The sequence below is a fragment of the Stenotrophomonas sp. STK17_22 genome, assembly GCF_051983905.1.
In the GTDB taxonomy this organism is placed as follows: Bacteria; Pseudomonadota; Gammaproteobacteria; order Xanthomonadales; family Xanthomonadaceae; genus Stenotrophomonas; species Stenotrophomonas maltophilia_A.
The window spans coordinates 2,067,495-2,088,909 of sequence record NZ_CP197010.1 but is presented as its reverse complement, the minus strand read 5'-3'; the positions used below and the strand labels follow the sequence as shown (position 1 = coordinate 2,088,909).

General features: G+C 51.6%; 28 protein-coding genes. 2 read left to right on the top strand and 26 right to left on the bottom strand.

Annotation, left to right across the window (positions count from 1 at the left end):
* Positions 1 to 40: 40 nt before the first annotated feature.
* The 4 genes from ACSYS9_RS09745 to ACSYS9_RS09730 form a co-directional block, all read right to left on the bottom strand.
* A complete protein-coding gene (locus tag ACSYS9_RS09745; protein ID WP_440569169.1) occupies positions 41 to 802 on the bottom strand; it encodes a hypothetical protein in 762 nt (253 codons plus the stop codon).
* Positions 803 to 912: 110 nt separating this feature from the next.
* Entirely contained in the window at positions 913 to 1,353 is a 441-nt protein-coding gene (locus ACSYS9_RS09740) for a LexA family protein (protein WP_088470221.1), read from the bottom strand.
* Between the two features lie 76 nt (positions 1,354 to 1,429).
* On the bottom strand, positions 1,430 to 2,785 hold the full coding sequence (locus ACSYS9_RS09735) for a hypothetical protein (RefSeq protein WP_197576200.1): 1,356 nt from the start codon (positions 2,783 to 2,785) through the stop codon (positions 1,430 to 1,432).
* Between the two features lie 6 nt (positions 2,786 to 2,791).
* Entirely contained in the window at positions 2,792 to 3,310 is a 519-nt protein-coding gene (locus tag ACSYS9_RS09730) for a hypothetical protein (protein ID WP_440569166.1), read from the bottom strand.
* Positions 3,311 to 3,407: 97 nt separating this feature from the next.
* On the opposite strand from ACSYS9_RS09730, the gene ACSYS9_RS09725 reads away from it, so the two are divergent.
* Both ACSYS9_RS09725 and ACSYS9_RS09720 read left to right on the top strand, forming a co-directional pair.
* On the top strand, positions 3,408 to 3,917 hold the full coding sequence (locus tag ACSYS9_RS09725) for a hypothetical protein (RefSeq protein ID WP_440569164.1): 510 nt from the start codon (positions 3,408 to 3,410) through the stop codon (positions 3,915 to 3,917).
* A 37-nt stretch (positions 3,918 to 3,954) separates the two neighbouring features.
* Positions 3,955 to 4,419 carry a hypothetical protein gene (locus ACSYS9_RS09720; RefSeq protein ID WP_440569162.1) on the top strand — a complete coding sequence of 155 codons (465 nt, stop codon included), beginning with the start codon at positions 3,955 to 3,957 and terminating at the stop codon, positions 4,417 to 4,419.
* 54 nt (positions 4,420 to 4,473) lie between these two features.
* On the opposite strand, the gene ACSYS9_RS09715 is transcribed toward ACSYS9_RS09720, so the two are convergent.
* The 22 genes from ACSYS9_RS09715 to ACSYS9_RS09610 all read right to left on the bottom strand — a co-directional run bounded on the left by ACSYS9_RS09715 (position 4,474) and on the right by ACSYS9_RS09610 (position 21,298).
* Positions 4,474 to 5,409, bottom strand: coding sequence for a hypothetical protein (locus ACSYS9_RS09715; protein WP_440569160.1), 936 nt, complete (start codon positions 5,407 to 5,409; stop codon positions 4,474 to 4,476).
* Between the two features lie 55 nt (positions 5,410 to 5,464).
* Positions 5,465 to 5,995: a hypothetical protein gene (locus ACSYS9_RS09710; protein ID WP_088470227.1), complete on the bottom strand. Its 531-nt coding sequence runs from the start codon at positions 5,993 to 5,995 to the stop codon at positions 5,465 to 5,467.
* Positions 5,996 to 6,110: 115 nt separating this feature from the next.
* On the bottom strand, positions 6,111 to 6,791 hold the full coding sequence (locus ACSYS9_RS09705) for a hypothetical protein (protein ID WP_088470228.1): 681 nt from the start codon (positions 6,789 to 6,791) through the stop codon (positions 6,111 to 6,113).
* A gap of 588 nt (positions 6,792 to 7,379) precedes the next feature.
* Positions 7,380 to 8,120 carry a DUF4942 domain-containing protein gene (locus ACSYS9_RS09700; RefSeq protein WP_440569152.1) on the bottom strand — a complete coding sequence of 247 codons (741 nt, stop codon included), beginning with the start codon at positions 8,118 to 8,120 and terminating at the stop codon, positions 7,380 to 7,382.
* Between the two features lie 154 nt (positions 8,121 to 8,274).
* Positions 8,275 to 9,318: an ankyrin repeat domain-containing protein gene (locus tag ACSYS9_RS09695; protein WP_099476035.1), complete on the bottom strand. Its 1,044-nt coding sequence runs from the start codon at positions 9,316 to 9,318 to the stop codon at positions 8,275 to 8,277.
* 136 nt (positions 9,319 to 9,454) lie between these two features.
* Positions 9,455 to 9,967: a hypothetical protein gene (locus ACSYS9_RS09690; protein WP_440569150.1), complete on the bottom strand. Its 513-nt coding sequence runs from the start codon at positions 9,965 to 9,967 to the stop codon at positions 9,455 to 9,457.
* 48 nt (positions 9,968 to 10,015) lie between these two features.
* Entirely contained in the window at positions 10,016 to 10,507 is a 492-nt protein-coding gene (locus ACSYS9_RS09685; RefSeq protein WP_440569148.1) for a hypothetical protein, read from the bottom strand.
* 77 nt (positions 10,508 to 10,584) lie between these two features.
* Positions 10,585 to 10,962 (bottom strand): hypothetical protein, encoded by a 378-nt coding sequence (locus tag ACSYS9_RS09680; protein WP_440569146.1) that lies wholly within the window; start codon positions 10,960 to 10,962, stop codon positions 10,585 to 10,587.
* Positions 10,959 to 13,139, bottom strand: coding sequence for a fimbria/pilus outer membrane usher protein (locus tag ACSYS9_RS09675; protein ID WP_440569144.1), 2,181 nt, complete (start codon positions 13,137 to 13,139; stop codon positions 10,959 to 10,961). Before ACSYS9_RS09675 ends, ACSYS9_RS09680 begins: the two co-directional genes overlap by 4 nt.
* Positions 13,136 to 13,759: a fimbrial biogenesis chaperone gene (locus ACSYS9_RS09670; RefSeq protein WP_440569142.1), complete on the bottom strand. Its 624-nt coding sequence runs from the start codon at positions 13,757 to 13,759 to the stop codon at positions 13,136 to 13,138. Before ACSYS9_RS09670 ends, ACSYS9_RS09675 begins: the two co-directional genes overlap by 4 nt.
* A 64-nt stretch (positions 13,760 to 13,823) precedes the next feature.
* Positions 13,824 to 14,177: a hypothetical protein gene (locus tag ACSYS9_RS09665; protein ID WP_440569140.1), complete on the bottom strand. Its 354-nt coding sequence runs from the start codon at positions 14,175 to 14,177 to the stop codon at positions 13,824 to 13,826.
* A gap of 30 nt (positions 14,178 to 14,207) precedes the next feature.
* Positions 14,208 to 15,179: an ankyrin repeat domain-containing protein gene (locus ACSYS9_RS09660; protein ID WP_440569138.1), complete on the bottom strand. Its 972-nt coding sequence runs from the start codon at positions 15,177 to 15,179 to the stop codon at positions 14,208 to 14,210.
* 245 nt (positions 15,180 to 15,424) lie between these two features.
* Positions 15,425 to 15,793 (bottom strand): hypothetical protein, encoded by a 369-nt coding sequence (locus ACSYS9_RS09655; protein WP_182681037.1) that lies wholly within the window; start codon positions 15,791 to 15,793, stop codon positions 15,425 to 15,427.
* A 260-nt stretch (positions 15,794 to 16,053) separates the two neighbouring features.
* Positions 16,054 to 16,437 carry a hypothetical protein gene (locus tag ACSYS9_RS09650; protein ID WP_440569136.1) on the bottom strand — a complete coding sequence of 128 codons (384 nt, stop codon included), beginning with the start codon at positions 16,435 to 16,437 and terminating at the stop codon, positions 16,054 to 16,056.
* Positions 16,437 to 16,577 (bottom strand): hypothetical protein, encoded by a 141-nt coding sequence (locus ACSYS9_RS09645; RefSeq protein ID WP_440569134.1) that lies wholly within the window; start codon positions 16,575 to 16,577, stop codon positions 16,437 to 16,439. The genes ACSYS9_RS09650 and ACSYS9_RS09645 overlap by 1 nt, the downstream gene beginning before the upstream one ends.
* 186 nt (positions 16,578 to 16,763) lie before the next feature.
* Entirely contained in the window at positions 16,764 to 17,261 is a 498-nt protein-coding gene (locus tag ACSYS9_RS09640) for a hypothetical protein (RefSeq protein WP_440569132.1), read from the bottom strand.
* A gap of 31 nt (positions 17,262 to 17,292) precedes the next feature.
* Positions 17,293 to 17,694: an ankyrin repeat domain-containing protein gene (locus ACSYS9_RS09635; RefSeq protein WP_440569130.1), complete on the bottom strand. Its 402-nt coding sequence runs from the start codon at positions 17,692 to 17,694 to the stop codon at positions 17,293 to 17,295.
* A gap of 60 nt (positions 17,695 to 17,754) precedes the next feature.
* Complete coding sequence (locus tag ACSYS9_RS09630; protein WP_440569128.1) at positions 17,755 to 18,375, bottom strand: hypothetical protein; 621 nt, start codon at positions 18,373 to 18,375, stop codon at positions 17,755 to 17,757.
* A gap of 8 nt (positions 18,376 to 18,383) precedes the next feature.
* Positions 18,384 to 18,995, bottom strand: coding sequence for a hypothetical protein (locus ACSYS9_RS09625; protein WP_197638525.1), 612 nt, complete (start codon positions 18,993 to 18,995; stop codon positions 18,384 to 18,386).
* Positions 18,995 to 19,990: a zincin-like metallopeptidase domain-containing protein gene (locus ACSYS9_RS09620; RefSeq protein ID WP_197631369.1), complete on the bottom strand. Its 996-nt coding sequence runs from the start codon at positions 19,988 to 19,990 to the stop codon at positions 18,995 to 18,997. The genes ACSYS9_RS09625 and ACSYS9_RS09620 overlap by 1 nt, the downstream gene beginning before the upstream one ends.
* A gap of 7 nt (positions 19,991 to 19,997) precedes the next feature.
* Complete coding sequence (locus ACSYS9_RS09615) at positions 19,998 to 21,089, bottom strand: ArdC-like ssDNA-binding domain-containing protein (protein WP_440569125.1); 1,092 nt, start codon at positions 21,087 to 21,089, stop codon at positions 19,998 to 20,000.
* Positions 21,086 to 21,298, bottom strand: a complete 213-nt coding sequence (locus tag ACSYS9_RS09610; RefSeq protein WP_182681045.1) for a hypothetical protein — start codon at positions 21,296 to 21,298, stop codon at positions 21,086 to 21,088. The genes ACSYS9_RS09615 and ACSYS9_RS09610 overlap by 4 nt, the downstream gene beginning before the upstream one ends.
* Positions 21,299 to 21,415 lie beyond the last annotated feature (117 nt).

Here is a 21,415-nt window from a genome sequence, read left to right as displayed (position 1 = left end):
ATTCAAGCAAACACAGGTGCCAATATTGTCAAGCGGAAAATTACATCTTTCTTTTCGGCTTAGGGGTGTCATCTTGAGTCAGGCCAGCGTCTGCAAGTGCCTGGACGATATTGGCGGCGTCACGCTCGGCGATGCGACGTTCGCCCTCATCTATTTCAGAATTGATGTGTGCCGCCATCTCCGACAAGCCATGTTCCGTCGGACGCTCAACATACACACCCCACTCGATCAAGTCTGAAATCAACCCAGGACTGGGATTGGGGTGAAAGAATGTCTCTGGTGCTACAGGAAGACCGCCGTGGAAGTCGTAGCCATTCTTCTGCATGATCCGAAGAACATTGTGGACGGCTGACGCCCCATTCTCTAGTGGCGGGCGAGTCAGTTGATTAAGCACCTTGAGGTGGCTCACATTCCAGCGCCGACGAATAATTGCGGCCATCAAACTTTCAATTTCCGATTGACGTTTGCACCACACAGACAATTCAAAGAGAAGGCATTCAATATCCCAGCATCTATCAAGCACGCCCGAATTAACCAACTCGATTGACGTTTCCACGTCTAGATTGAAAGCTGCATTGTATAAGAATGCATCCCGTATGACTTCAAACCCAGCAACGTTTGCAGCACTCTTAAGAATGCCCGATGCTGAATTATTGAAATGCGAGTTGTACATAACAGCACTATCAAAGATGTCCCCGGCCTTTTTTGGCTTGACCGACAAGAATAATTGAACTGCTCTTACACCGCACGCAACAATTAGACAAATCAAGAGTGGATCAAAAAAAGCAATTACAGAAATCAATAACTCAAGGGACTTCCCATGAATATATGACCTAAACGATGAACACATCCCCATAGCGCCCCCCGTTATTTGCCTTCAATACATTCAAGCAAACACAGAAGCCAACATTGTCAAGCGTGCCGGGTAAACGACCACGTGACCACTCCCCACAGATCCAATTCAATGTCGGGCGGCACGATGATGGGCGGGATGTCTTCTGCGGACGAATGCAGTTCAAATCGACCCCGCCGCTGAACCAATTTCTTGACCGTGAACCCACCCTCCCAGTTCACCAGCACTATGTCGCCGGGACGTGCGGTGCGTGACCGGTCCACAATTAGGGTGTCCCCAGGTTGGATCCCAAAGCCCACCATCGAGGTGCCGGTGTCGGCTTGGGCAAAGAACGTGGCAATAGGGTTGGAGATGCAGTGCTGGTTGAGGTCCAGCCCATCACCTGCCCCGTAGAAGTCCTCTGCGGGGCTTGGGAAGCCACACGTGACGTTAACCGGCAACAGCGGCGAGGTGGCCGCAGCAGGCTCAGGGTGGGCTTTGACGGTGGTCTGGCGGGCCATGGGTGCAGGCGGGGTTGATGGCCCGGTATCCTACACCCGCCGTTAGCAGGATTACTAACATCCGCGCTGAACGTCTTCACCGAGCGACCATGGTGCGGAAAGCCCTGTCCTCGTCGGCCCCCTCGTAAGAACCAAGTCGCCGCAAGCTTTCCAACAATGCGCGGCCAGCGATGATTTCACCGATCTGCCTTAATTCGTCAAATGACTTCGTTCGGTCCACATGAGTTCCATGTAAAACCCCGGAACGACCGGTTTGCTTGTACAACCTAAAAACGACCACCTTCAAGGTTAGGCTCTCTCCATAACCTTCAATCACGCTCTGGTCCTCTTGTTTTTCGAGAAGAACCAGCAACATATTCAGTATCCCGTGCTCTTCCCCGCCACCAGATAGTACATCCAAGGCGGTACCAATTTTAGCTACAGCAACTGCATCATCAGGCTCTCGGCAGCCCTCCGCGTACCAGTTGAGCGCCGTGGACCATCGCTGGCAGAGCTTTGGATTTCTCACAACCCCTTGATTGAGAAGTCCAAATACCACTTTGTCAATTGACCCCTGGAAGTCATTAAAGCAGCGTCTCAGACTTACAATTTGCGAACTAGTGAGGCGATACGGGAGATTGGGCTCGCTATCAATCCCAAGAAAACCGTCCATTTCGTAAAAAAATGGCGCGTAAAGGGGGCGAGAATTCCAGTCGAAAATTCCTTGCTTCTTGAAAACAGCCGGAACGCGATGGAGCAAAGAAAGGATATCCAAGCAACACTGCGCAACAATCCGGCCAAACTTTCTTGAAAAGGCGGTCTCGAAGCCATCAACAGTCACTCGGAGAACAGCGCCACTGTTCCCCAATGCATACCTAACCGTCTCAGAGATCTCCTCGGAGCGTCGATTCAATACTTGCGCCCCAACACCAAGTACGGCTTGCTTCCACGCAGGATCCAACTCTTCACGATTGGGATCGGGGTTGACATGCACCTGCTCAATCCACTGACGAACCGTAATCAATTCGACCGGGCCCATGGTCAGTGGACCGGCTTTCTCGAACCCAGTTGTTGCGATGGGAAACACATGCGTGACGCGACCAGCACGCTTGTCGATCTCTGCCTCAAGCCGTTCTTTTAAAGTTTTCTTAGTGGATCGCATCACGCTTGCTTCTCCCGCGATCAGGACTCCCTCAAAAAATGCATGAGCGACCACGACCCGCAGCATTCGAATGAGATCATCTTGTTCGATCCGTTTCCGTGGCAGGTCACGGTTCCTATGTAGCTCCCGACCAAGCTTGGTGAGCGAAACCAAGGCAGCGCTTGTGAAATGACACTGAACCTCACCAACAGCAACAAAATTGGGGAAATCCTGCTCCGAAAACCAATCGAAGTCTCCACAATTGGCCCGATGAAGCTCACGGATCAATAATCCAAGTTCATTCTCTAGCATACGCAATCACTCAGGAAGCCGCGTACGGTAAGGGGCAAGCTTCACAAATCCGTCCTGCTCAAAGCCAACAATTTTGGACGTAAGCGCGTACTGATTGAGATAGATCTTCACTGGATGATCCTCAACGGTTGCCCAAGGGCGAGCAAAGCCGTAGGCCACCGCGTCCTTCTCACCTTCGGAGCGGAACTCAAGCCGGTCGTGCCGGTAGTGCAGGCCAGCGACTTCGGCGTCGTCACTCCCCCCACAGGCCATGATCAACTCACGCTCGGAACCGGCGCTCAGAGCTTTGAAGTCATCCAGGGCGAACGGCGGCAGTTCGTCAAACCACTTCACCCGTCGTTGTTCGCGACTCAGAAGCACACGATCCGCAATCGCGTCCACCACCTGCCGCAGTGCCGCGATGTCTCTGCCCTGCTGGGTGGACTGCTCACGCAACTCACGGATCACCCGATCCCTGGACGCCACGACATTGAACAAGACCACCAGTACAAGCCCGAGTACCAAGAACCCAACAAAACCAGCCATAGCGCCCCCTCCCTAGAGATGCCAGTCTAGCGGCTTAGTGGGCGAAGACTGTAGGCCCAGATATGATGGCTACTGGCCAGTGGACAAGGATCGTGCAATGAACACAGATGACCTTACGGACCGGCAGTTGCTCGATCTCCATTGCACCGTGATGGACGCATTGAGGCAGCGCGGGGTCATACGTTCATCGAACAACCCTGTGGCCGACTACACAGAGACATTGGTGGCGCGCGCGATCAATGCCACGCTGGCGACAGGCTCTCAAGCAGGCTTTGATGCTGTCGGTCCAGACGGAACGCGGTATCAAATCAAAGGCAGGCGACTGACCGCAGCCAATAAAAGCACACAGTTAAGCGCGTTGCGGAACTTACAGTCCAATCCCTTCGATCAACTCGCCGCAGTAGTGTTCAACAGCAACCTGCACGTTGAGTACGCTGCACTGATCCCACTGGATGTGGTACAGAGATTGGGGCGATACCGTGCGCATACCAACAGCCACACGCTGTATTTTCGGCGCTCACTTTTTGATGAGCCAGGCGTCATCAACATTACGGAATTGATCATTGAGGCAACAACCACGCACAAGTCACAATCAAGTTTGATTTGATCAGCCATTCACCATTGAAAACACGCACGTAGAGATCATGAGACATCATTTCACAAAGATCATTGAGAACAAGGCGCGCACAAAGCCGCCCGAATTGCAAAACTACCGGATGACCAACACCATCGCTATCACGTACAAGGATGCGAACACACCAAGCCCAAAGTATTTTGTGCTGACGTGCTTCTTGAACGCCGAAACGATGAGCGACGCCGCTGCCGAAGCAGCCGAGCGAAACTTGACTGTACTGCAAGTTCTAACGCCAGTGTTCGATGCCATGTTTCAAGACACGACATATCGTCCTGCAACAATGGTCCGATCCGTTCTAAACAATTTTGAAACAGGTATCGAACTCTGCGAGGATGTTGCAACGTTTGAAGACATCCCCGCAGACGCTCGATATACGGGCTTCATGGGATCGTGCTATGGACGTGAGTGCATCCACTTGGTCTACAAGTTGTTGCACACCGACACCGAGATAATCTCTTCTACTGTCACAGTCTGAACAATGTGATCGATGAACGAAGCTGGCTTACGAAAACACTTCGCCATCGATCCTTCACTTGACCACAAAGGGCTTCTTGATTGTAGACGGCCCCAGGCTCTTAAGATCACCATTGTTGGTGTTAGAACTGATGGACGCCGAAGGCTGCTCACCAGCCAGATCAAACACTTTCAAAATTAGACCAGTGCGAACGTTGATGACAGCCAACTTCTTGAGGGATGCAGTTACCAGTGTTTGTTTTTCTTCCGACTCAAAGGGCCAATCAATTTTCGGGAACTCATACTCAGAGTGGTTACCCACATACGGGCGAACCACACCGTACAAGTACACTACGTCAATATCATCCTTTTGAGCGCGTGCATCAGCCCCACTCATTTCCACATCAGCTCTCAGTGAAAGCTCCTTGTACGAAAGCCCTGGAAGCTCCCCGGCGTCCACCACTGATTGCTTATCAAAGGCCACGTAATAGGCGTCGCGTTTCTTCTTTGTGACAGACACAGACACCCCATAGGCGTTGCTTGCGTCGTAGACGCTTGTGCGAACGTTTCTCTCACCCCCGTAGACTTTGGCGATATCGTGGTATTTCTCGCCATCAAACCATCGGCTGCTGTACGTACCAAGTGTGCGCACCCGAAGAACTTGTGCGTCCGCGTCGAAGTCATCTGTCAAACGCGCACCGGCACTGATCACACACAGATGACCGTCTCGCAATGCAGATGGCTTCGTGGACAGCACGTTCTCCGTACGCGCCTTGAACTCATCGTTGGTTTCGTACTGATCTTTGGGCGGGATACTTCCTATCGCCGCAACCACAGCCATGACAGAGTGCCCCTTGAAGTTGGGACCGAGCCTCATTCCCTCCTCCAACACGCAGCCTTGTGTCAAAGGCATGAAGCCTCCGGCTGGGGTTTGGGCTTTGGATTTAGGCGCACCAACAGCAGCGGGAATTACAGCCATCCCGATGCACAACAGCATCAAACGCTTGAACACTGATAACTCCTCGACATACAGCCCGCTTGCTGCGGACTGTGCCTAATTTGAAATATTAACCCAGGATTAGGTAGGCAACTCCAACAACGACTGCGCCGATGACAAAATAGCGCCAGAACGTTGCCTTTTGGATGCGCTGCCCCTCAGCAACGAACTGTTTGAACGTGGATACGCGAAAGGCGTGCATGGAATGGGCAATCATCAAGATTGCAGTCAAGTAGGACTCGTCACTGTCAAAGCTGGACTTGTACTGCAAATCCCTAAGCAGCAAGTTAACAACAGCGCCAGATGTGGCTTTTGATTTTGGGTCGTTAACCTGCTGCATCGTCAGCATCGTAAAAGCGTGCGCTGCGTCAGCGGCGTCTTTGAACGAATAGTTGAACTCACCACGGTTGAACGAAAGCGCTACACCGTTCAAGCGGCGTGCAAAGAATTCGGAAAATTCCTTGTTGTGCGCACGCACAACAACTTGGCTTGCGGCAAACGCAGCCGCTACAGTCTGCGGATCTGCCCCAGGCTCATTGGCCTTGTCCATTAGCGTTTGAAGCCGCACAAGATCCTGTGCGAGCTCTGGCGTCATCTTCATACGGTCTTCCTTGCCCCTAGTGGCGTGATGATAGCCCACAACACGGCTATTGGGCAGATCCCCTCTAAGTCTTAAGGCGCTGAAAGACTTACACCCAACAGCGCTAAACCCCCAACTACATCCGCCGCACCTGCTGTGAGCGCTGCACCTCAGTGGGTGTCTGCTCAGCGGCGCTCACGTGCTGCTGCAATCGCAAGCGTTGGAACTCATCATCCAAATTGTTTACCACCGAAACATATTCGGCAGCGGATTGAATGGGGATAATGAAATCTGAGTTGCGCTCCACTACATAGAACGGTGCGGCTGAGCCAATAAGGCTTGCACCTTGGCCATCCGAGTTTAAATATTCATGAGTGCACACATAATGACTATCACCAATGACGTGGACATATGTATCGTCAATCATTTCAAATGTCATTACGGCATCACGCAGGGAAACAGGGATGCGCGTGTGGTCCACTTCATAACCCAGGTCGTACACCGTGGAGTCGATGACTTCTTCAAACGCACTTGTGACGCACTCGTACAACCAATCGTTGGACTCATCTTCACTCATAAGAGAGTTTGGGCCATCGAAGTGCAAGCCGCGATCATTAAGGATCGCGTCAAACCATGCAACGCACCCATCTCCGTCTTCATCAATGTACTCAACTTTGCAGACAACGCTCAGTTGCTCAATGATCAATCGATCCTCTTCATCCTCGTCAAACGACATGGAGGGATTGAACGCAGTGACCTCAATGATTTCCAGATATTGCCCATCACCTTCATCATAAATGTCTTCATTGTCGTACATAAACACCCCTTAAATTGATTGAGATACATTCACTCAAACACAAGAACCAACATTGTCAACAACCCAAAGCGTAATTCTTCTTTGGATGCACGACGCCAACTCAAATCTTGCGTGATTTCTTTGGGGTGGACTGTGCATTGAGAACTGCACGTTCCAACAGGATCCTCTGTCGTTGCTCAGGTGTGCTTTGTGCCAGGGCGTCAATGAAGGGCCACAATGAATAGATAGGCCGAGGTTGCGACTCCAACGGACGCTCGTCAACGCGAACACCCAGCATCTGGTAGCAAGATCGCGCCATTGAGTTAGTAAGGACATCAAGTGTTGCAGTGCTGCCATCAGACGAAAAGAAGACATAGCCGCACGCACGTCTGTGAAGATAGCGGCCAACCCGCTGGAATTGGGCGGCATCAAATGACAACACCTCATCCCAAATCTTATCGCTCGATATAGATATTGAATGTAGAACACTCTGCTCGTCCATAAGTCCTCCAATTGATTGACTCCATTCAATCAACCACGGATGGCAACATTGTCAAGCACACAAGAAAGCCCGCCGAGGCGGGCTATTGGAAGTGCTGTCTCGAGGGGCTATCGGGGTGGCGGCAATGATCCCGGATAGCGTCGAGCGATAACCTCGTTAAGCTTGTCCACCAAATCAAGACGCTTAAACACAATGTGGGCGTTTCTGTTCTTGTAAAACGTGACATCCATGTACTCAGTGAACACCTCGGGGCTTGAAGCTGCGCTTCTAAAATCCGGATGCGGCTTGCAGTCGAACATGTGAAACGCACGGATCATGTCTTGCACAACGTCTCTTGAAATGAAGTATGTCCAGCCCTCCATGTATTGCAAAATTATTTTTTTTCCAAAGCGAACGGGAAGGTGGCTTTTGTAGTCCCATGACAAACCTTCAAAGACGCCGACAATACCGTCTTCAAACATATCTGTGCGCGTGTCGTACAGTTGGGCAAACGTCGCAACAACATTGTCGTAGTTGAACTCAGGAACGGTGTTTTCATAGAACGCCCGGCCCCACTCAACGCGTTTTTTGTGGCACATGAAATCTTTCAGCCCCGTCTCACGCATGATTGTTGACCAACCGTTCTCCGTCATGGCTTTTGCGTGTGTGTTCCGCGCATCTTTCATGCAATCGAAGTTGCGGAAGTTCAGTTGGGCCAGGGCGCTACGCATAGCACCACCAACATGCATGTTGTCCGCTTCATGGAGTGCAGCTTCAATTGTCGCCATCAGAGCCTCAAATTTCTCATTCGCCAATTGATGTCGCGCCAACTCTTTTTGTATTGAAATGGATTTAATCATCTCGTTCATTGTTACCCCCTTGCTTAAATGAAGAGTCATCCAAACACAAGAACCAACATTGTCAATGGGTTTAATTCATATGTTTATAAAAATCACAGGCGCTTTTGATGGGGGATAAAATCCCAATAAAGAAGCCCGCCGAAGCGGGCTTAATCATTTGCTTTTACATTCTGCGCCATCGTGATGGGCGGGGTGGATCGTCCCGTACAATATTGACGGCGGACTCAATTTCGCGCCGCTGTGTGTGCGCGGCAATGGTCTGCAACATCCCATCATCCCCATACGCAATCTCCTGGGCGTTCGTGCCTTGAGCGTTGCGCAACGATGTGTCTGCACCGTTGTCCAGTAAAACACGAACCCCCCACTCCGATTTTAAAGACGCGGCGTTGTGCAAGGGCGTGTTGCCGTATCGGTCTTGGGCGTTGATATCCGCCCCGTTGTCCATCACCTTGCGTGCCAGTTCGCTGCGGTCCTTGGCAACGCCGTTGCTGGAAAAAAGGTGGTGCAGTGCGTTGGCACCGTTCACATCAAGAATGGATCCATCCGCACCGGCAGACAGCAAAATCTCAGCCATCTCGTAATGTTGGTACGCTAATGCACACGCCAATGGTGTTTTACCGGATAGAGTTGGGCGGTTGAGATCCACCCCCATATCAATAAGCATTTGCGTCACGTCCACACTGTCTTCTGCGGTGGACCAACACAAGGCGTTTTGATTGCCAGCGGCAATGCAATGGATATCAGCCCCTCGCTCAACCAGCGTCTCAATCATGCCAACGGGCCGCTTGGCTTCAATGGCACGAAAGAACGGTGTGGCCTGCTCGTAATCGCGGGCGTTCAGATCCGCTCCACCATCGATCAACGCATGTATGCGGTCCATGCGCGCAATAGCTTTTTCTTTCCCCAGGTTGACGTGCAATGGGGTTTGTTGATTGACATCGGTAAAATTAGGATCCGCCCCACAGGCGATGAGTTCGGCAATGGCCTCTGGGTGTCGCGCATAGTGCAAAGGTGTGCGGTGGTTGCGTTCAATGGCGTTGGGATCGATGCCAGCGTTGACAAGCGCGGCGACAACCCCAGGTTCGTAGAATTTGTCATCGACGGCGCGGTGCAAAGCTGTCAATTGAGCCGTGCCCGACCGCTGATTGATGTTGGTGGCGGATGAAATGTGTTTGTTAACGTCATGCAGTAGCCCTGTTGTGTACATACCGACCCCTTATAAGTGGATGATGCATTCACACAAACATAAGCTCGATTATTGTCAAGGGTCTGGATGGACGTGTTGAACATTGAGCAAAAGAAAAGCCCGCCGAAGCGGGCTTCATTCTCCCTATATGCGTACATCAGTACGTCACCGTGAAGGTTACTGATGCGGTGTAGGTGCCCTCCGCCAACGATTTGTAATAGCCGTAATAGGCGTCGCGCTGACCAAATTCATACGACAGAGGGATGGCTTGGTGTGCACCCGTACCGACTCCTGAAAGAGCCAAACCGTTTGCATCGGTACCGAACTTCGGTGCGGAACGGGTGTCCAATCCGCGATACAAGGTCACGGGATATTCGCGCGCCGATGTGGCGGATGTAGCCATAACCTGTCCGTTTGCATCTGTGGAAGCTTCCACAATGTAGGGCAAATCTTCGCTGCACAAGACTCCTAAGTTGTCGTCCCAACCAAAACCGGCGATCTCGCGGATGTCGGATTCATTGATCGTGTCAGTATCAGACAAGTAGATTTCGCATGTTGCGGCCACGGAGAACGAAAAGTTCATCGTTGCGGATTTGGAAGCGGCGAATGAGGATCCGGATGCCAGTAAGGCAACGGCGGCCGTAGAAGCAAGAATTAGTGTTTTTTTCATTGTTTATTCCTCCTAATAAGATGATTATTTTGTTTGATTGACGATCTATTAGTACACCACCGTAAAAGTCACACTGCCTGTGTAAGTGCCAGGTGCCAGTACTTTATCGATGTACCCAAAAGACCAACCAAATGGAACTGTCTGATACGCCCCTGTACCCACGGCGGCATGCGCCAGTCCATTGGCGTCCGTACCAAAATAGTTGCTGCTCGATGGATCGGTTCCACGTGTGAACGTCACTGGGTATTGGCGTGCGGAGGTGGCCGATGTTGCAATGACCTGTCCATTGGCGTCGGTAGATGCTTCCACGATGTACGGAAGATCTTCGCTGCACAACACGCCAAGATTGTCTTCAAAGCGTCCACCTGTGTAGTAGCCGCCTACGGCAGCTGTTTCCAAGGTGTCTTGCTCAAGTGAGATTTCGCATGTTGCCGCTACAGAGAACGAGAAATTCATGGTTGTGGATTTAGATGCGGCGAACGTGGATCCCGAGGCCAGCAAGGCGGCGACTGTTGCTGCGGTTAGAATTGCAATTTTCATTTATTCTCCTTTTTTAGTGATTGATTGTGTTGCATTCGACCAGAAAAACATAAATCGTCATATTGTCAATGGTCGAACTAATAATTTAAATTCAGCCGCACAGAACTGCTGTACAACCCCGCAGCTTTGTACCGAACCGAAGCTGACAACGCGCTTCGGAATTCAATCGTGACCAGCAGCGGCGTCTCAGCGATTTCAATGGGCACTTCGTCTACCAATGCTGATCCGTCCAGGACGGCAGACAATGGGATTTCTCTGTTGCTCTCAGAACGCAAGATCAGTTGCTCCTGGTCAATCTGCAAAGTGGCGGTTGTGGGTTGGTCGCATTCGATGAGGTACTGAACGTTCACTCCACCGTCCTGATCCAAAACCGCAAAGTCTTGGTTGGGGGTAATTGAACAGTCCGCGCAGGCTTTGCCTGAGAACAAAAGCAACGCGATGACAAAAACTTTCATAAGACCTCCTTGCATTCCAAGATTGGTTTGTCCAACTCGCCCGACTGCGGGATGGTGATGGCGCATGTGGAACCGTCCTTTTCAACGGTGAGTACGTCACCAGGGATGGGTGCTTCCAGCACCAACGCCCCACGCACTCCAATAACGGTTTCCTTGCCCTTCACATTGGCCATGTCGATGGGCACACCGTTCTGCACAACCACGTACTCACGTGTGGTGTTGCTCACAACGTCGAACTGCAGCTTTGTCCCGCCCCCACGTGGGACAACGATTTTTTTGCTCAGGCTGTCAAGTTGCACACCGAACGGAAGACTCAGCGCGTCCACCGTTACGGTTTGGTCGAACAGTGCTGAGACATTGGGGACCACGGCCACGCCCAGGGCGTTGGTGGTGACACTTTTGCCAGTGAGTTGAACGTGTGTATTGGGCAAATTGGGAACGCGGATGAGCGCGTACGATCCAAAAGGACGGGACGTTGGCAGTACCCCGCCCTCCCCGATCCACACCCCGCCGTTGGCTCCGAAGACGGTATTGGTTGTGCTGTTTTGCAGCAGCAATGTGGACATCGGAAGATCCCAACGCCCTGATACATAATGGTTGTTGGCGCTTGCGCTTGCGTTCCAGCTCAGGCGGCGATTTTTCAGTGTGGTTGAACCGTTGGCCTGTCCAAACCACTCACCATCATTGAGGTTGACGCTCGTGGATGCTGAGGATCCAAACTGGTAGCGGAACCCGAGATTTAACGTTGTGTCGCGTAGCGATAAGTCGTGCTGAGCGAATACAGACAGTTCTGACCGAGAGTTCAACTGCCAACGCGATTGGGCTGTAAGTAATTGAGTCGAGCGATTGGAATAGCGAACATCGCTGTAGTTAAGCGCCGCACTGAAACTATTCTGGCGGTACGCAACACCCAACGTGGTTTGAGACTCAAGAGCAAAGCGTGAACGTTCGCGGTTGAGGTTCCAGTAGTCGTCTGTGACATGGGTGTGCGAAGCGGACCACGAAACGCCATTGGTGCGCCGTTCGTATCCAATGGTGGCGGCCATGCCATCACCACTGGTCGCGATGTCAAAGGTGGCAGCGCCCCAGCGCCCAAAGGTCCACAAGTTGCCCCACATGGCAGTCCGGCCTTTGGCCGTGGCCTGAAACGCAGCGGTGGTGGTCCAGCGGTCGGACATACCGCGTGCGTACACTGCGTTGGCGGCCAAGTCTGCGTAGTTGTTGCCCAGTCCACCGTTGCGCATCAAGCCCCCAGACACTTCCCACTCGCTGCGGCCTTTGGCAAGCGCTTTGGGTGTGCTGTAGAACTGACGGGTTGTCCAGTATTCGCGGCCCAACTCATCGCGCACAACCATGGAGACGGTACTTAGACCAATCGGTGAATTGAGGTTGGCAAACTGATATGGCCCAGGCTGGAACTGCTGCTGAGACGCCCGCACACTGTTGACGAACACCTCCGCCGTCGAACGCGTGTCGGCAACACCATTGAACGTGGGCACCGGATAAAAGGCGTCATCACTCAACGATCGGTCTGTGCCCACGCGAACACCCAGCAAGTTGCGCGAGCCAAGCAACGCACCGTTGGGTGTGGCGTTGATGACATCACCGATCTGCACGCGAGTCTGCGATGCATACAGATCCCTACTCCACGTCGTCAATGAGCGCTCGTGGATTAAGCCAGTGCTGTCTTTATTGAATTGACCTGCACCGAACAATGCCCCTCCCAGGACATTGGTCCGAACGTCGTAGGACAACGACTGCGTGAAGCCATACGACTCGCTGTCTTGCGCGCGATAGTCGTAACCCAGCATCACCCCTTTAGGCGAAGGTCCAACGTTCGTACGCAAGCGTGATGCTTGGTTGTAATTGCGCGCAGGCAGGTACTTTGCCGGTACATTGATGCTGTAACTTTGAGTGGCCGGATCGAACTGAACATCCGCGTTCAAATCGGATGGAGACACGGCATCACGGTCGGCAAGCGATGCGGGCACCTGCACACCCCACTGGGTCCACCGATCAATTGATATCAACAACTGCCCATCCTCACGAACGCGCAGTTCTTCAACGTCGCTTTTATGCGATCCATTGATGGATACGGCGGCAATGGTTACGTCTGAGGCCCAAGATGGATGTGCAAAGCAGACAGCCATCGCCAATGCGATGACTGATTTCTTCATTTGATATCCCGGCGCTGGCCGTTGACTTCAACAGACACCACACCGTGCGGGAAATTTTCAAGTGCAAACTTGCGTGTTTCACCGGGAAGGACATAACCCAGCAAGCCACTGCGGGTTGCGGAGCCAGACGACGGAGACACCAATCGTGCAGACGCAGTACCAGTGTTTGTAACTTCAAAGTGTTCACCCACCCAGCGCCCGGACAAGTTGGGTTGGGCGGTAGGCGAACGCCAGATCCACGCCAAGTCCTGCTTGACCAACTTGATAAGCCCCACCTCACCAGGTGCGGGCAGTTCGGCCACACTGACTCGGAAGAACTCTTCACTTCCGCTTTGTTCGGCTTTGATGTAGCGGATGGACTGTGTAGCGCCTTTTTTTACTGTAACAATCGAAGGAGCAAACCGGATCTTTGATGATGCGCTTCGGCGTGAAGCACCGTTATCAACAGTTAGTTCATCCACTGTGATTTGATAAGAACGATCAGGACCATTATTTGAAATAGTTAAAACCCCACTTTTTTCCCCTGCGGTATTGACTTTAAATACCGGCCCTACAGAGCCCGCAATTGACACCAACGGAACCATAACCAACGACAACATCAATATAAAACCTTTAACCATTTAGACCTCCTAATAACTATAATTAAACTCAGGTAACCACGAACGCGAATATTGTCAACACCATTTATTGAACCTGACCCGCCTGGGCGCGCAATCCGCTGTAATCCATGGTGATCACATACGGCCCCGTGTTAGCCCAGCATTGCGCCCGGTCGCACCACATGGGCATTTCATCGGGGTCGAAGGCTTGGGTGTTGCGCTCCACAGAGATTTTGACGGGCAAAGTCACTGCTTCACAAAACACGCCCTGGCAGTCCTCATCAACGGGCACACGCTCATCGCATTGAAGGAATTCGGCGGCGCTGCCGCTGACATACGCGCAGGTTTGTTCGACGGTGAGGTACGCCCCCATGGGAGTGGATTGCGCGCCCATGGCGAACAAGGGAACAGCGGTTGCGGCGAATAAAAAGTTTTTCATACATGCCTCCTGTGGCGTGGGAAATGGGAGTTAGTTTTCATGATCCAGTGGGCTTGTACGTCCCAACAGGATGTTGAAAAATTGTTTGAAGCGGCTGTGTGGTTTGAACGACGCGTATTGAACGGCGTTGCACGGTTCCAGTTGTGACCAATCATTTTCTGAACGGTCTGTTGGCGTTGGTTCGACGGCGGGTGGAATATCGTTTTGGGGTTCGGGCGTGCATCCAAAGCCCGCGAACGCATCCACATGTCCATAGAACGCGGCAACCTGTTGGGGTGTAAACCCTTCGTTGTCTTTCAAATTGGGGTTCTCACCGAACTCCACCAAACGTTCAATCAACTCTTTGTCGTCGTACAACGCACTGCACCAGTGCAAAATCGACATCCCCCGCTCATCGGTGCCAGCCAAGTTGCATTTGTAGTCAAGACAAATGTGAATGATTTCTCGCGCTCGGCTGAGCATGTCGTTCTGCGCGTCGGTGAAGTCGTCGGGGTTGTTGGCAACGATGGAAGCGAACATATTAAAGATCGAGGAAATGGTGGCGTTGGTGAATTCTTGAGACCCCATGCGCACGGAATTTCCATCGGCACTGGCAATCGGAACAGACCCCGCACGACCCAACCATTTGACCGCCGCCATGTCGTGCAATGGCAGAGTGTCAATGAGCATGCCTGCGTCTTTGTCCAGCACTTCGCAATCACCGTGAGGCTGCACTTCATCGGCGGGGACACGCAGTTGCGCCGTCCAAACAGCCAATGTTCTGCGAAACAACGGTGTCGGCTCAGCTCCCAGGCTCAACGCGTTTTCAACGACCTCCGGCTGGATGTTTGCTATTCCATCCAAAAAGCGCCGCGTTTGTAATGTGTCGTATTTTTTAAACATATCGTTCCTTTTAGTAAATAATTTCAGTGATTGAACGCTTGTATGATTCACCGCCGACATTGAAAACACGCGTGGATTTCTTGATAGTGGGCGGCAACATTCCTGTTGTGCAGCGCTCAACTCCAAAATCCAACATGCGGCACGACGCAACAATGGTCATAGTCGCCAAGAAAGTTTTGCGTGTTTCAGTTGCGTTCGCCGAGACGGATGACAAAAGTGCGATACATAAACAGATTGCTTTCATAAATTTCCCCGTTGTTTTAATGAGTAAAACAAATATTCTTATATTGTCAATAGAAATAATTGACATTATGAAAAATAAAAAGCCCCAAAAGGGGCTTCTTGATCGGCGCTGGTGCAGACGGCTACATAACGTTCTTTCGGAGTATGTAACGGACCAAATCGGTGGTGCTAACCCCATATGCAGCGGCCAATGCATTGACACGTTTGACAATGGGTTGAGCGTCCGGAATAAAACCAATTCCTGAACGACGACCAGGATCCAGATGTTTGGGGTTGGTGGGTTTGGGACGTTGGCACTCGCACCCTAAGTTGGCGAAATGGACACGGCTGAAGTTCGGGGACTCAATAAAATCCCAAACAAACTCGCGAATTGTCTGCGCGCGTGATTTTTCAGCAGCCTCTGCTCTCTTGTCCAACAACTGAACAACCTTCTTTGTTTCATAAAACATTGGATACCCAATGGCATCCTTTGGCTTAGTTTTCGATTTCATGCACTCTCCTTAATTTGGTTTCGATATGTTCTTGTTTTGTCGTCAGTTTTGCCTTGCCCGTCCATGCAATCATCTTCATGTAATGGCGGTTGAGATCACCTTTTTGCAAATAATCATGAACGCCCTTGGGTTGCCAATACGTCGCGCCCGTCACATGTGTCCATTCGTAATATTTTTTTCTCATACACACCCCGCTGTATTTTTATCTAATCAAATCATCCAACAATGTCAAGCATCATATTTGACAAAAGCGTTGAATGTTATGAATTCAACCGTTGCATGAATTCAACAATGGTGAACCCCGCCCCCACACAAAACACCAGCGCGCCAAAAATGAGAGATGGCACCGCCAAATGGCGAATGGGCAACAGTTGCAGGCAGGTGATCAACGCACCACAGGACAACCAGAATGCCAATTTCATCACCGCCAACGTGATCCACACCCCAGTGAAATCCGCGCAGTAGACATGGCAGAACTTCATCAAACCAATGAGAACAAGCCACGGCACCGTTGAGAACAACATCATGGTGAGTGACAACTTCCAGTTGCGTTGAACTCCATAACGGACCGCGCAGATGGCGTAAAATAGAAACGCCGCCAGTGAAATCGCGTTCACCACCGCCATATCACCCCACGTCAACATCAATGTCCTGAAGCTCGGGCGTGGATGGCGGCCAAGCCTGCTTCAATCGTGTCAAGCTTTTCAAAAGCCGCCCCCGCAAAATGCAAGACGAACAACGGAAGACCGACAAAGATGATGTATCTGGCCAATATTTTTTTCATGGAAACCCCACAATTGATTGAGATACACTCACTCAATCACGAATCGCAACATTGTCAATAGGTTTAATTGATATTATTTAGAATAAATGCCGTTTTGAAGTGTGGATAAAATCCCAATAAAAAAACCCGCTTAAGCGGGCGCGCTTAAAAGAAAAGCCCCCTTGCGGGGGCGTTTCCTGCCGTGTGTTACCGTGTTGTGTATGGATGCAACGGGACGGGGATAACCCGCACATCACGACCACTGCCACTGATAAGAACACTCTGCCCAGGTTGAACGCTGATATCGGCGTCCTGAATGATGGAAATGACGTTGCTGCGTCCGCGCTGCTCGGTGCGAATAAATATTTCCAAACCGTCGCGGTCGCTGGCTGCGCGTTGAATGGCACCACCGGCCACCCCACCCGCTGCAGCTCCCACAATCCGTGCGGCATTGCGTGCGTCGCGGTTTTTCACCTGTTGGGCTGCTCCCAATCCAATGGCCGTCCCCAGGACGCTTCCGGTGTTGACTTTGGAACGGTTGGCAATTTTGACATCACGAACCATCACCACAACCCCCTCTTGGATATTGCGTGAGGTCAACGCCTGTTCGCGGCTGTAGTTGCGGCTGGACGTGTCGGATTCCGCCCACGCCGGAGTTGCTGAAAACAAAACTGCTGTTGCAATTGCAATGCATTGGATCTTCATAAATTCCCCCTTTTGATAAACATGCCCCCACTCAAGCAGATCTTGAAGCGTTGTCAAGCTTCATGCGCACATTTGTTGATTGGGACTGTTCAAGCGAATGTGACCGCAAAGCAACTTTGACGCGGAAATCCGTCAGCGCGGATTGTTCAACGGGCGCGTTGCGTTTCCAATATTGGGCAATCACGCTGGTGCGCAAGCGCCATTCCCGCTCTTTGAGAACGCTGCGGTCGGCGTAATCCATGGGCGTCTTACCGGACTTATCCGGCTTCAATGGGTTGGCTCCAAAAGCAACCAACGCGTCGGCCACATCAAAGCGCTTGTTGATCACCGCCCAATGAAGCGCGGTTCGACCGTGAACGTCCACCGCTTCCAACAATCGGTCCGGTGATACCGTCACAAGAACACGAACATCTTGAAGCGTCAAATTTTCCATATGCAACTCCCGTAGTGAATTGCATTTAGAAAATCAGATGCATGAATATTGTCAAGCCCTCTAGAAATTCAACTGCTGTTGTACGACAGGCTGTATTCGTGCAGACATCTGTGCAAGTGCGCTGTCCATTGAAATAGCTCTACCGTTGCCTTCCAAAAGAACATCTTTAAGGGGAACATACCATCGGTTCTCATCGTCACCCTTGACGTTAAACTCAACGTAATCATCGCGGATAGATGATATCTCTACAGGTTGACGCTCAACACGTGCGCGTTGGACTGACGCTACCACATCTTCGCCCAAACCGAACCGCTCAGAGAGACGCCCCATGAAAATGCTGGTTAAGACGGGCATGATGGGTGGAATACTCATATCCAACAAATCACCAAACTGCTGCGGGAATGAACTGCGACGCTCTACAGACCCTACCCCGGTTCGCGAAATAATCTGGTTTCCAATATCTAGATCCGTTATGTTTTCGCACAATGCCTTGACTTCCGAAACACATCGCGAAATAGGCTGCTCAAGGAGACGACTTCTAAATCTAACGCCCGTGAGCACACACACTTCATCAACCATGACTTTCAACGCTTCCTCGTTGCGTTTTTGTGCGTAGTCTGCGGCCTTCGCTTTTACGCTGTATATCAGCGCCATTTCCTCTGCGAGTGTTGTTTTGTCCATGGTTCCCCTCACATTTGTGGGTCGTGATTGACGTGTCGCCCAGGACACATCTGTCGCATTGCACTGGACAAGGAAACACTACGATCTGCGCTCCTTAAATAAACTTTGTTTGCCGCCACACTGTGAGTGGTCCCTGTTTCGTTGTGCACAAATGTCACCAAATCGTCTGTCCATGATTGGATCTGCACGGCATGGCTCTCCCAACTCCCACGAACAAAGAGTTGTGAGTCTCTGGGAAGATTGAAACGCTCCCGGACCCTTTGCAGAAACACATCGCACAACTGTGGATTTAACAACGGAATGCTTGTGTCAATCATGTCGCGCATATTTTGGGGCAATGCTGCGCGGGACTGTGGACCAGCGATACCAGTGTTTGCCATGACCTGACGGCCAATTTCAATATCACTGTAGTCGCCGGATATGTTGTCGAATGCCTCGCGATGACGCTCTACTTTTGACTCAAACAATTTTAGTCGCAGGTTCAGGCCCACCAGTTCTTTAATTTGGTCAACCATCCCTTCCAACGACGGGGCGTTGCCGTCCTTGTCGTAGACGGCGGACAGACGGACAATCTCGCTTTCAAGAAGTCGCTGCGTTTCTTTCGCGCTTGCATACCACATCACGCCACCTCCAATGCCGGGGCTTTGCTTCGGCGCACAACTTGGATGGTTGGACGCGCCTCACTGGATGGCTCAACCTCGTTCTCGTCGCGCTCCATCTCAAAGGCTTTACGTGTGTACTCTTTGACGTTGTAGTACGTCGCAATCTTCTCGGCTTCGGCAAACGCTGTGAAGATCAAAGAGTGATCGTTTTTAAGAACCTTGATCCACGACTGCAAGTAGGCAATGTGATTGCCGGGGTCATACTCTTGATCGACCGACAAGCCCAGGCGGTCGGCAACGATCAGGGAAAAGCATTCTGCGATCAACTCTTCTTTCGCGTACTTCTCCGAGCCAAACTTGCCGCTCAAATCACGCCCAAGTCGCGTGGGGTGGCCGCTGGCGTGGCCTGTCTCATGCAAGGCGGTGGCGTAGAAGCCTTCCATAGTGCGGAACTGCTCTTTGGTGGGCAGTTGCACGTAGTCCTGGGCGACGGTGTAGTACGCCGCGTTGCCCCCGTATCGGTACTCAACACCACTGTCGCGCATCAAGCGCTCAGCTTGCTCATGACTCCACTCCACGGGCTTTGGTACTTTTGACTCGCGGATGGGCAAGCCATCGCACTGTTCGCTGTTGAACACAGCGGATGTAATCAGTGCAATTTTCTGTCGCCCGTTCTCATCAAGTACAGGGTTTCCTTGCTTGTCGGAAACATTGATGACACGCACGACCTTAGATGACTTCTCACCTTTGCGTACCGCGCCGCCAAGTGCTTTGGCCTGGTTGAAGGTCAACCACCCGTTGCTTTGGAAGCCGCGCGCAGCCTGGGCCATCATCAGCATCATCACGTTGCTGCCGTGATATGTGTTACCGCGTGCATAATTGTACGGCAGGCTTCCAAACGCTCCTGTGGAACTGTGCTGTTTCCAATCCCGTCGCCACGGGATGACGCCCTGCTGCATCTGTTCAATGATGTATTCGGCGGCAACGCTGCGCGCTTCGTCTTGCTTGCTCATTGCCACCTCACAATGTCAGTGTTTGTTTTGCACCGTTGAGTTTTTGGGCTGCGGCCTTCTTGACTGCCTTACCCACCTGTTTGCTGGGCTTGTCGGCCACGTGGACAACTTGAATTTTGTCTTCCACAAACGCTTGCACGGGATCCACCTGCTGCTGTGCTTGTTGGTGATCTGCGGGCTGCACGGTGGGTCGGAACGCTTGCGAGGCTTCTTGTTTCCACACCTTGGAGCGCACGGGTTCTTGTTGAACCTCGGGCACGCCAATGGTCTTCAAAATGGTGTCTGCAGCTTTCGCGGCGCGTTCCAACTCCTGCCAGTTGGGACGGCTGTTGATGTAGTTATTGGCCCAACCGCTGTCATCGGGTTCGTAGGTCATTCCCAAGCGGCTGGCAATCTGCAACAACGCCAATTGGCGTCCCAAACGGTATTGGCTGTCCTGCTCACTGCCCTGCTCCCCAGGTTGCACGCCGTGATAGCGGCTGGGGTGGGTGGCCCAATCAGCAAGCAAGAACATCACATCGTTGTAGTACGCGCTTTTGCCATCGGCGTGTTTGGTGGCGTACTCCGTCTGAGGACGCATGTACAACGTATCGGTGGACCGTTCGTAGTACGGCGCGTTCATGGGATCAAATGAGAATTTCGCTCCCGTCTTGGCAATCATGTCATCCAAGAATGCATCGCGATTGTCCGCCAATCCCTGCCACGCGTATGTGTATTTGTTTTGGGGGAGATTTTTGATTTGATCCCCGTTGAAGCACACCGCCATCACGGATTTGAAATCGCCATCCTCTTGCTTGTACGTGCTTTCAATCTTCGTGGCTTTGGACTCACCTTTGGCGATGTAGTAGCCGTTCTTCTTGATCTGCTCGGATTTCATGTAGATGGGGCTGGTGAAGCCGCGATCCAGTGAAACGGTCATCAGTTGCAATGCGTTGAAGTCTTTGAATGGATAACCACTGGGGCCAACAGGCCAACCCCCAATCATCGACAATGGTGTTTCAGTCTCCCGAAAGCCGTGATCCAACACAGATCGGCGTTCGGCAAGTTGGTCGTAAAATTTTTCAGCAATATCTTGCTTGAGTTCGCTGGCTGCGCTCATGATTGTTTCTCCACGTTGATTGATACTGTTAAACCCCGTTCGAGGGCTTTCCGAAGGTGATACAAAACGTCATCGATGGTGTGAAGCTCAACTGTGGAGTCATCAAAGTCGTGATGCAGGACCATTTGCACGCCGCCATCCACTTTGTAAATTGCAAAGCGCTCCGCCGCAATAAGGTCATCCCACCAGTCTTCTTCATAATTTTCCATGCTTTATTCCATCGCTGATAATGAAAATTATTAAACGGGCGGAAAATTGAAAGTCAAGCTTTTCTGAAAAATCAAAATTCAGGAATAAAAAAAAATGGCCGCACGAACGCGGCCCTT

Coding starts and splice junctions, on each gene's coding strand:
- ACSYS9_RS09680 (WP_440569146.1), bottom strand. CDS start 10,962: ATGAAAGTTTTTGTCATCGCGTTGCTTTTGTTCTCAGGCAAAGCCTGC.
- ACSYS9_RS09700 (WP_440569152.1), bottom strand. CDS start 8,120: ATGAACGAGATGATTAAATCCATTTCAATACAAAAAGAGTTGGCGCGA.
- ACSYS9_RS09650 (WP_440569136.1), bottom strand. CDS start 16,437: ATGTTGACGTGGGGTGATATGGCGGTGGTGAACGCGATTTCACTGGCG.
- ACSYS9_RS09725 (WP_440569164.1), top strand. CDS start 3,408: ATGAACACAGATGACCTTACGGACCGGCAGTTGCTCGATCTCCATTGC.
- ACSYS9_RS09695 (WP_099476035.1), bottom strand. CDS start 9,318: ATGTACACAACAGGGCTACTGCATGACGTTAACAAACACATTTCATCC.
- ACSYS9_RS09625 (WP_197638525.1), bottom strand. CDS start 18,995: ATGTGGTATGCAAGCGCGAAAGAAACGCAGCGACTTCTTGAAAGCGAG.
- ACSYS9_RS09690 (WP_440569150.1), bottom strand. CDS start 9,967: ATGAAAAAAACACTAATTCTTGCTTCTACGGCCGCCGTTGCCTTACTG.
- ACSYS9_RS09705 (WP_088470228.1), bottom strand. CDS start 6,791: ATGTACGACAATGAAGACATTTATGATGAAGGTGATGGGCAATATCTG.
- ACSYS9_RS09655 (WP_182681037.1), bottom strand. CDS start 15,793: ATGAAATCGAAAACTAAGCCAAAGGATGCCATTGGGTATCCAATGTTT.
- ACSYS9_RS09635 (WP_440569130.1), bottom strand. CDS start 17,694: ATGGAAAATTTGACGCTTCAAGATGTTCGTGTTCTTGTGACGGTATCA.
- ACSYS9_RS09720 (WP_440569162.1), top strand. CDS start 3,955: ATGAGACATCATTTCACAAAGATCATTGAGAACAAGGCGCGCACAAAG.
- ACSYS9_RS09730 (WP_440569166.1), bottom strand. CDS start 3,310: ATGGCTGGTTTTGTTGGGTTCTTGGTACTCGGGCTTGTACTGGTGGTC.
- ACSYS9_RS09740 (WP_088470221.1), bottom strand. CDS start 1,353: ATGGCCCGCCAGACCACCGTCAAAGCCCACCCTGAGCCTGCTGCGGCC.
- ACSYS9_RS09710 (WP_088470227.1), bottom strand. CDS start 5,995: ATGAAGATGACGCCAGAGCTCGCACAGGATCTTGTGCGGCTTCAAACG.
- ACSYS9_RS09615 (WP_440569125.1), bottom strand. CDS start 21,089: ATGAGCGCAGCCAGCGAACTCAAGCAAGATATTGCTGAAAAATTTTAC.
- ACSYS9_RS09630 (WP_440569128.1), bottom strand. CDS start 18,375: ATGGACAAAACAACACTCGCAGAGGAAATGGCGCTGATATACAGCGTA.
- ACSYS9_RS09620 (WP_197631369.1), bottom strand. CDS start 19,990: ATGAGCAAGCAAGACGAAGCGCGCAGCGTTGCCGCCGAATACATCATT.
- ACSYS9_RS09640 (WP_440569132.1), bottom strand. CDS start 17,261: ATGAAGATCCAATGCATTGCAATTGCAACAGCAGTTTTGTTTTCAGCA.
- ACSYS9_RS09675 (WP_440569144.1), bottom strand. CDS start 13,139: ATGAAGAAATCAGTCATCGCATTGGCGATGGCTGTCTGCTTTGCACAT.
- ACSYS9_RS09645 (WP_440569134.1), bottom strand. CDS start 16,577: ATGAAAAAAATATTGGCCAGATACATCATCTTTGTCGGTCTTCCGTTG.
- ACSYS9_RS09665 (WP_440569140.1), bottom strand. CDS start 14,177: ATGAAAAACTTTTTATTCGCCGCAACCGCTGTTCCCTTGTTCGCCATG.
- ACSYS9_RS09735 (WP_197576200.1), bottom strand. CDS start 2,785: ATGCTAGAGAATGAACTTGGATTATTGATCCGTGAGCTTCATCGGGCC.
- ACSYS9_RS09610 (WP_182681045.1), bottom strand. CDS start 21,298: ATGGAAAATTATGAAGAAGACTGGTGGGATGACCTTATTGCGGCGGAG.
- ACSYS9_RS09685 (WP_440569148.1), bottom strand. CDS start 10,507: ATGAAAATTGCAATTCTAACCGCAGCAACAGTCGCCGCCTTGCTGGCC.
- ACSYS9_RS09670 (WP_440569142.1), bottom strand. CDS start 13,759: ATGGTTAAAGGTTTTATATTGATGTTGTCGTTGGTTATGGTTCCGTTG.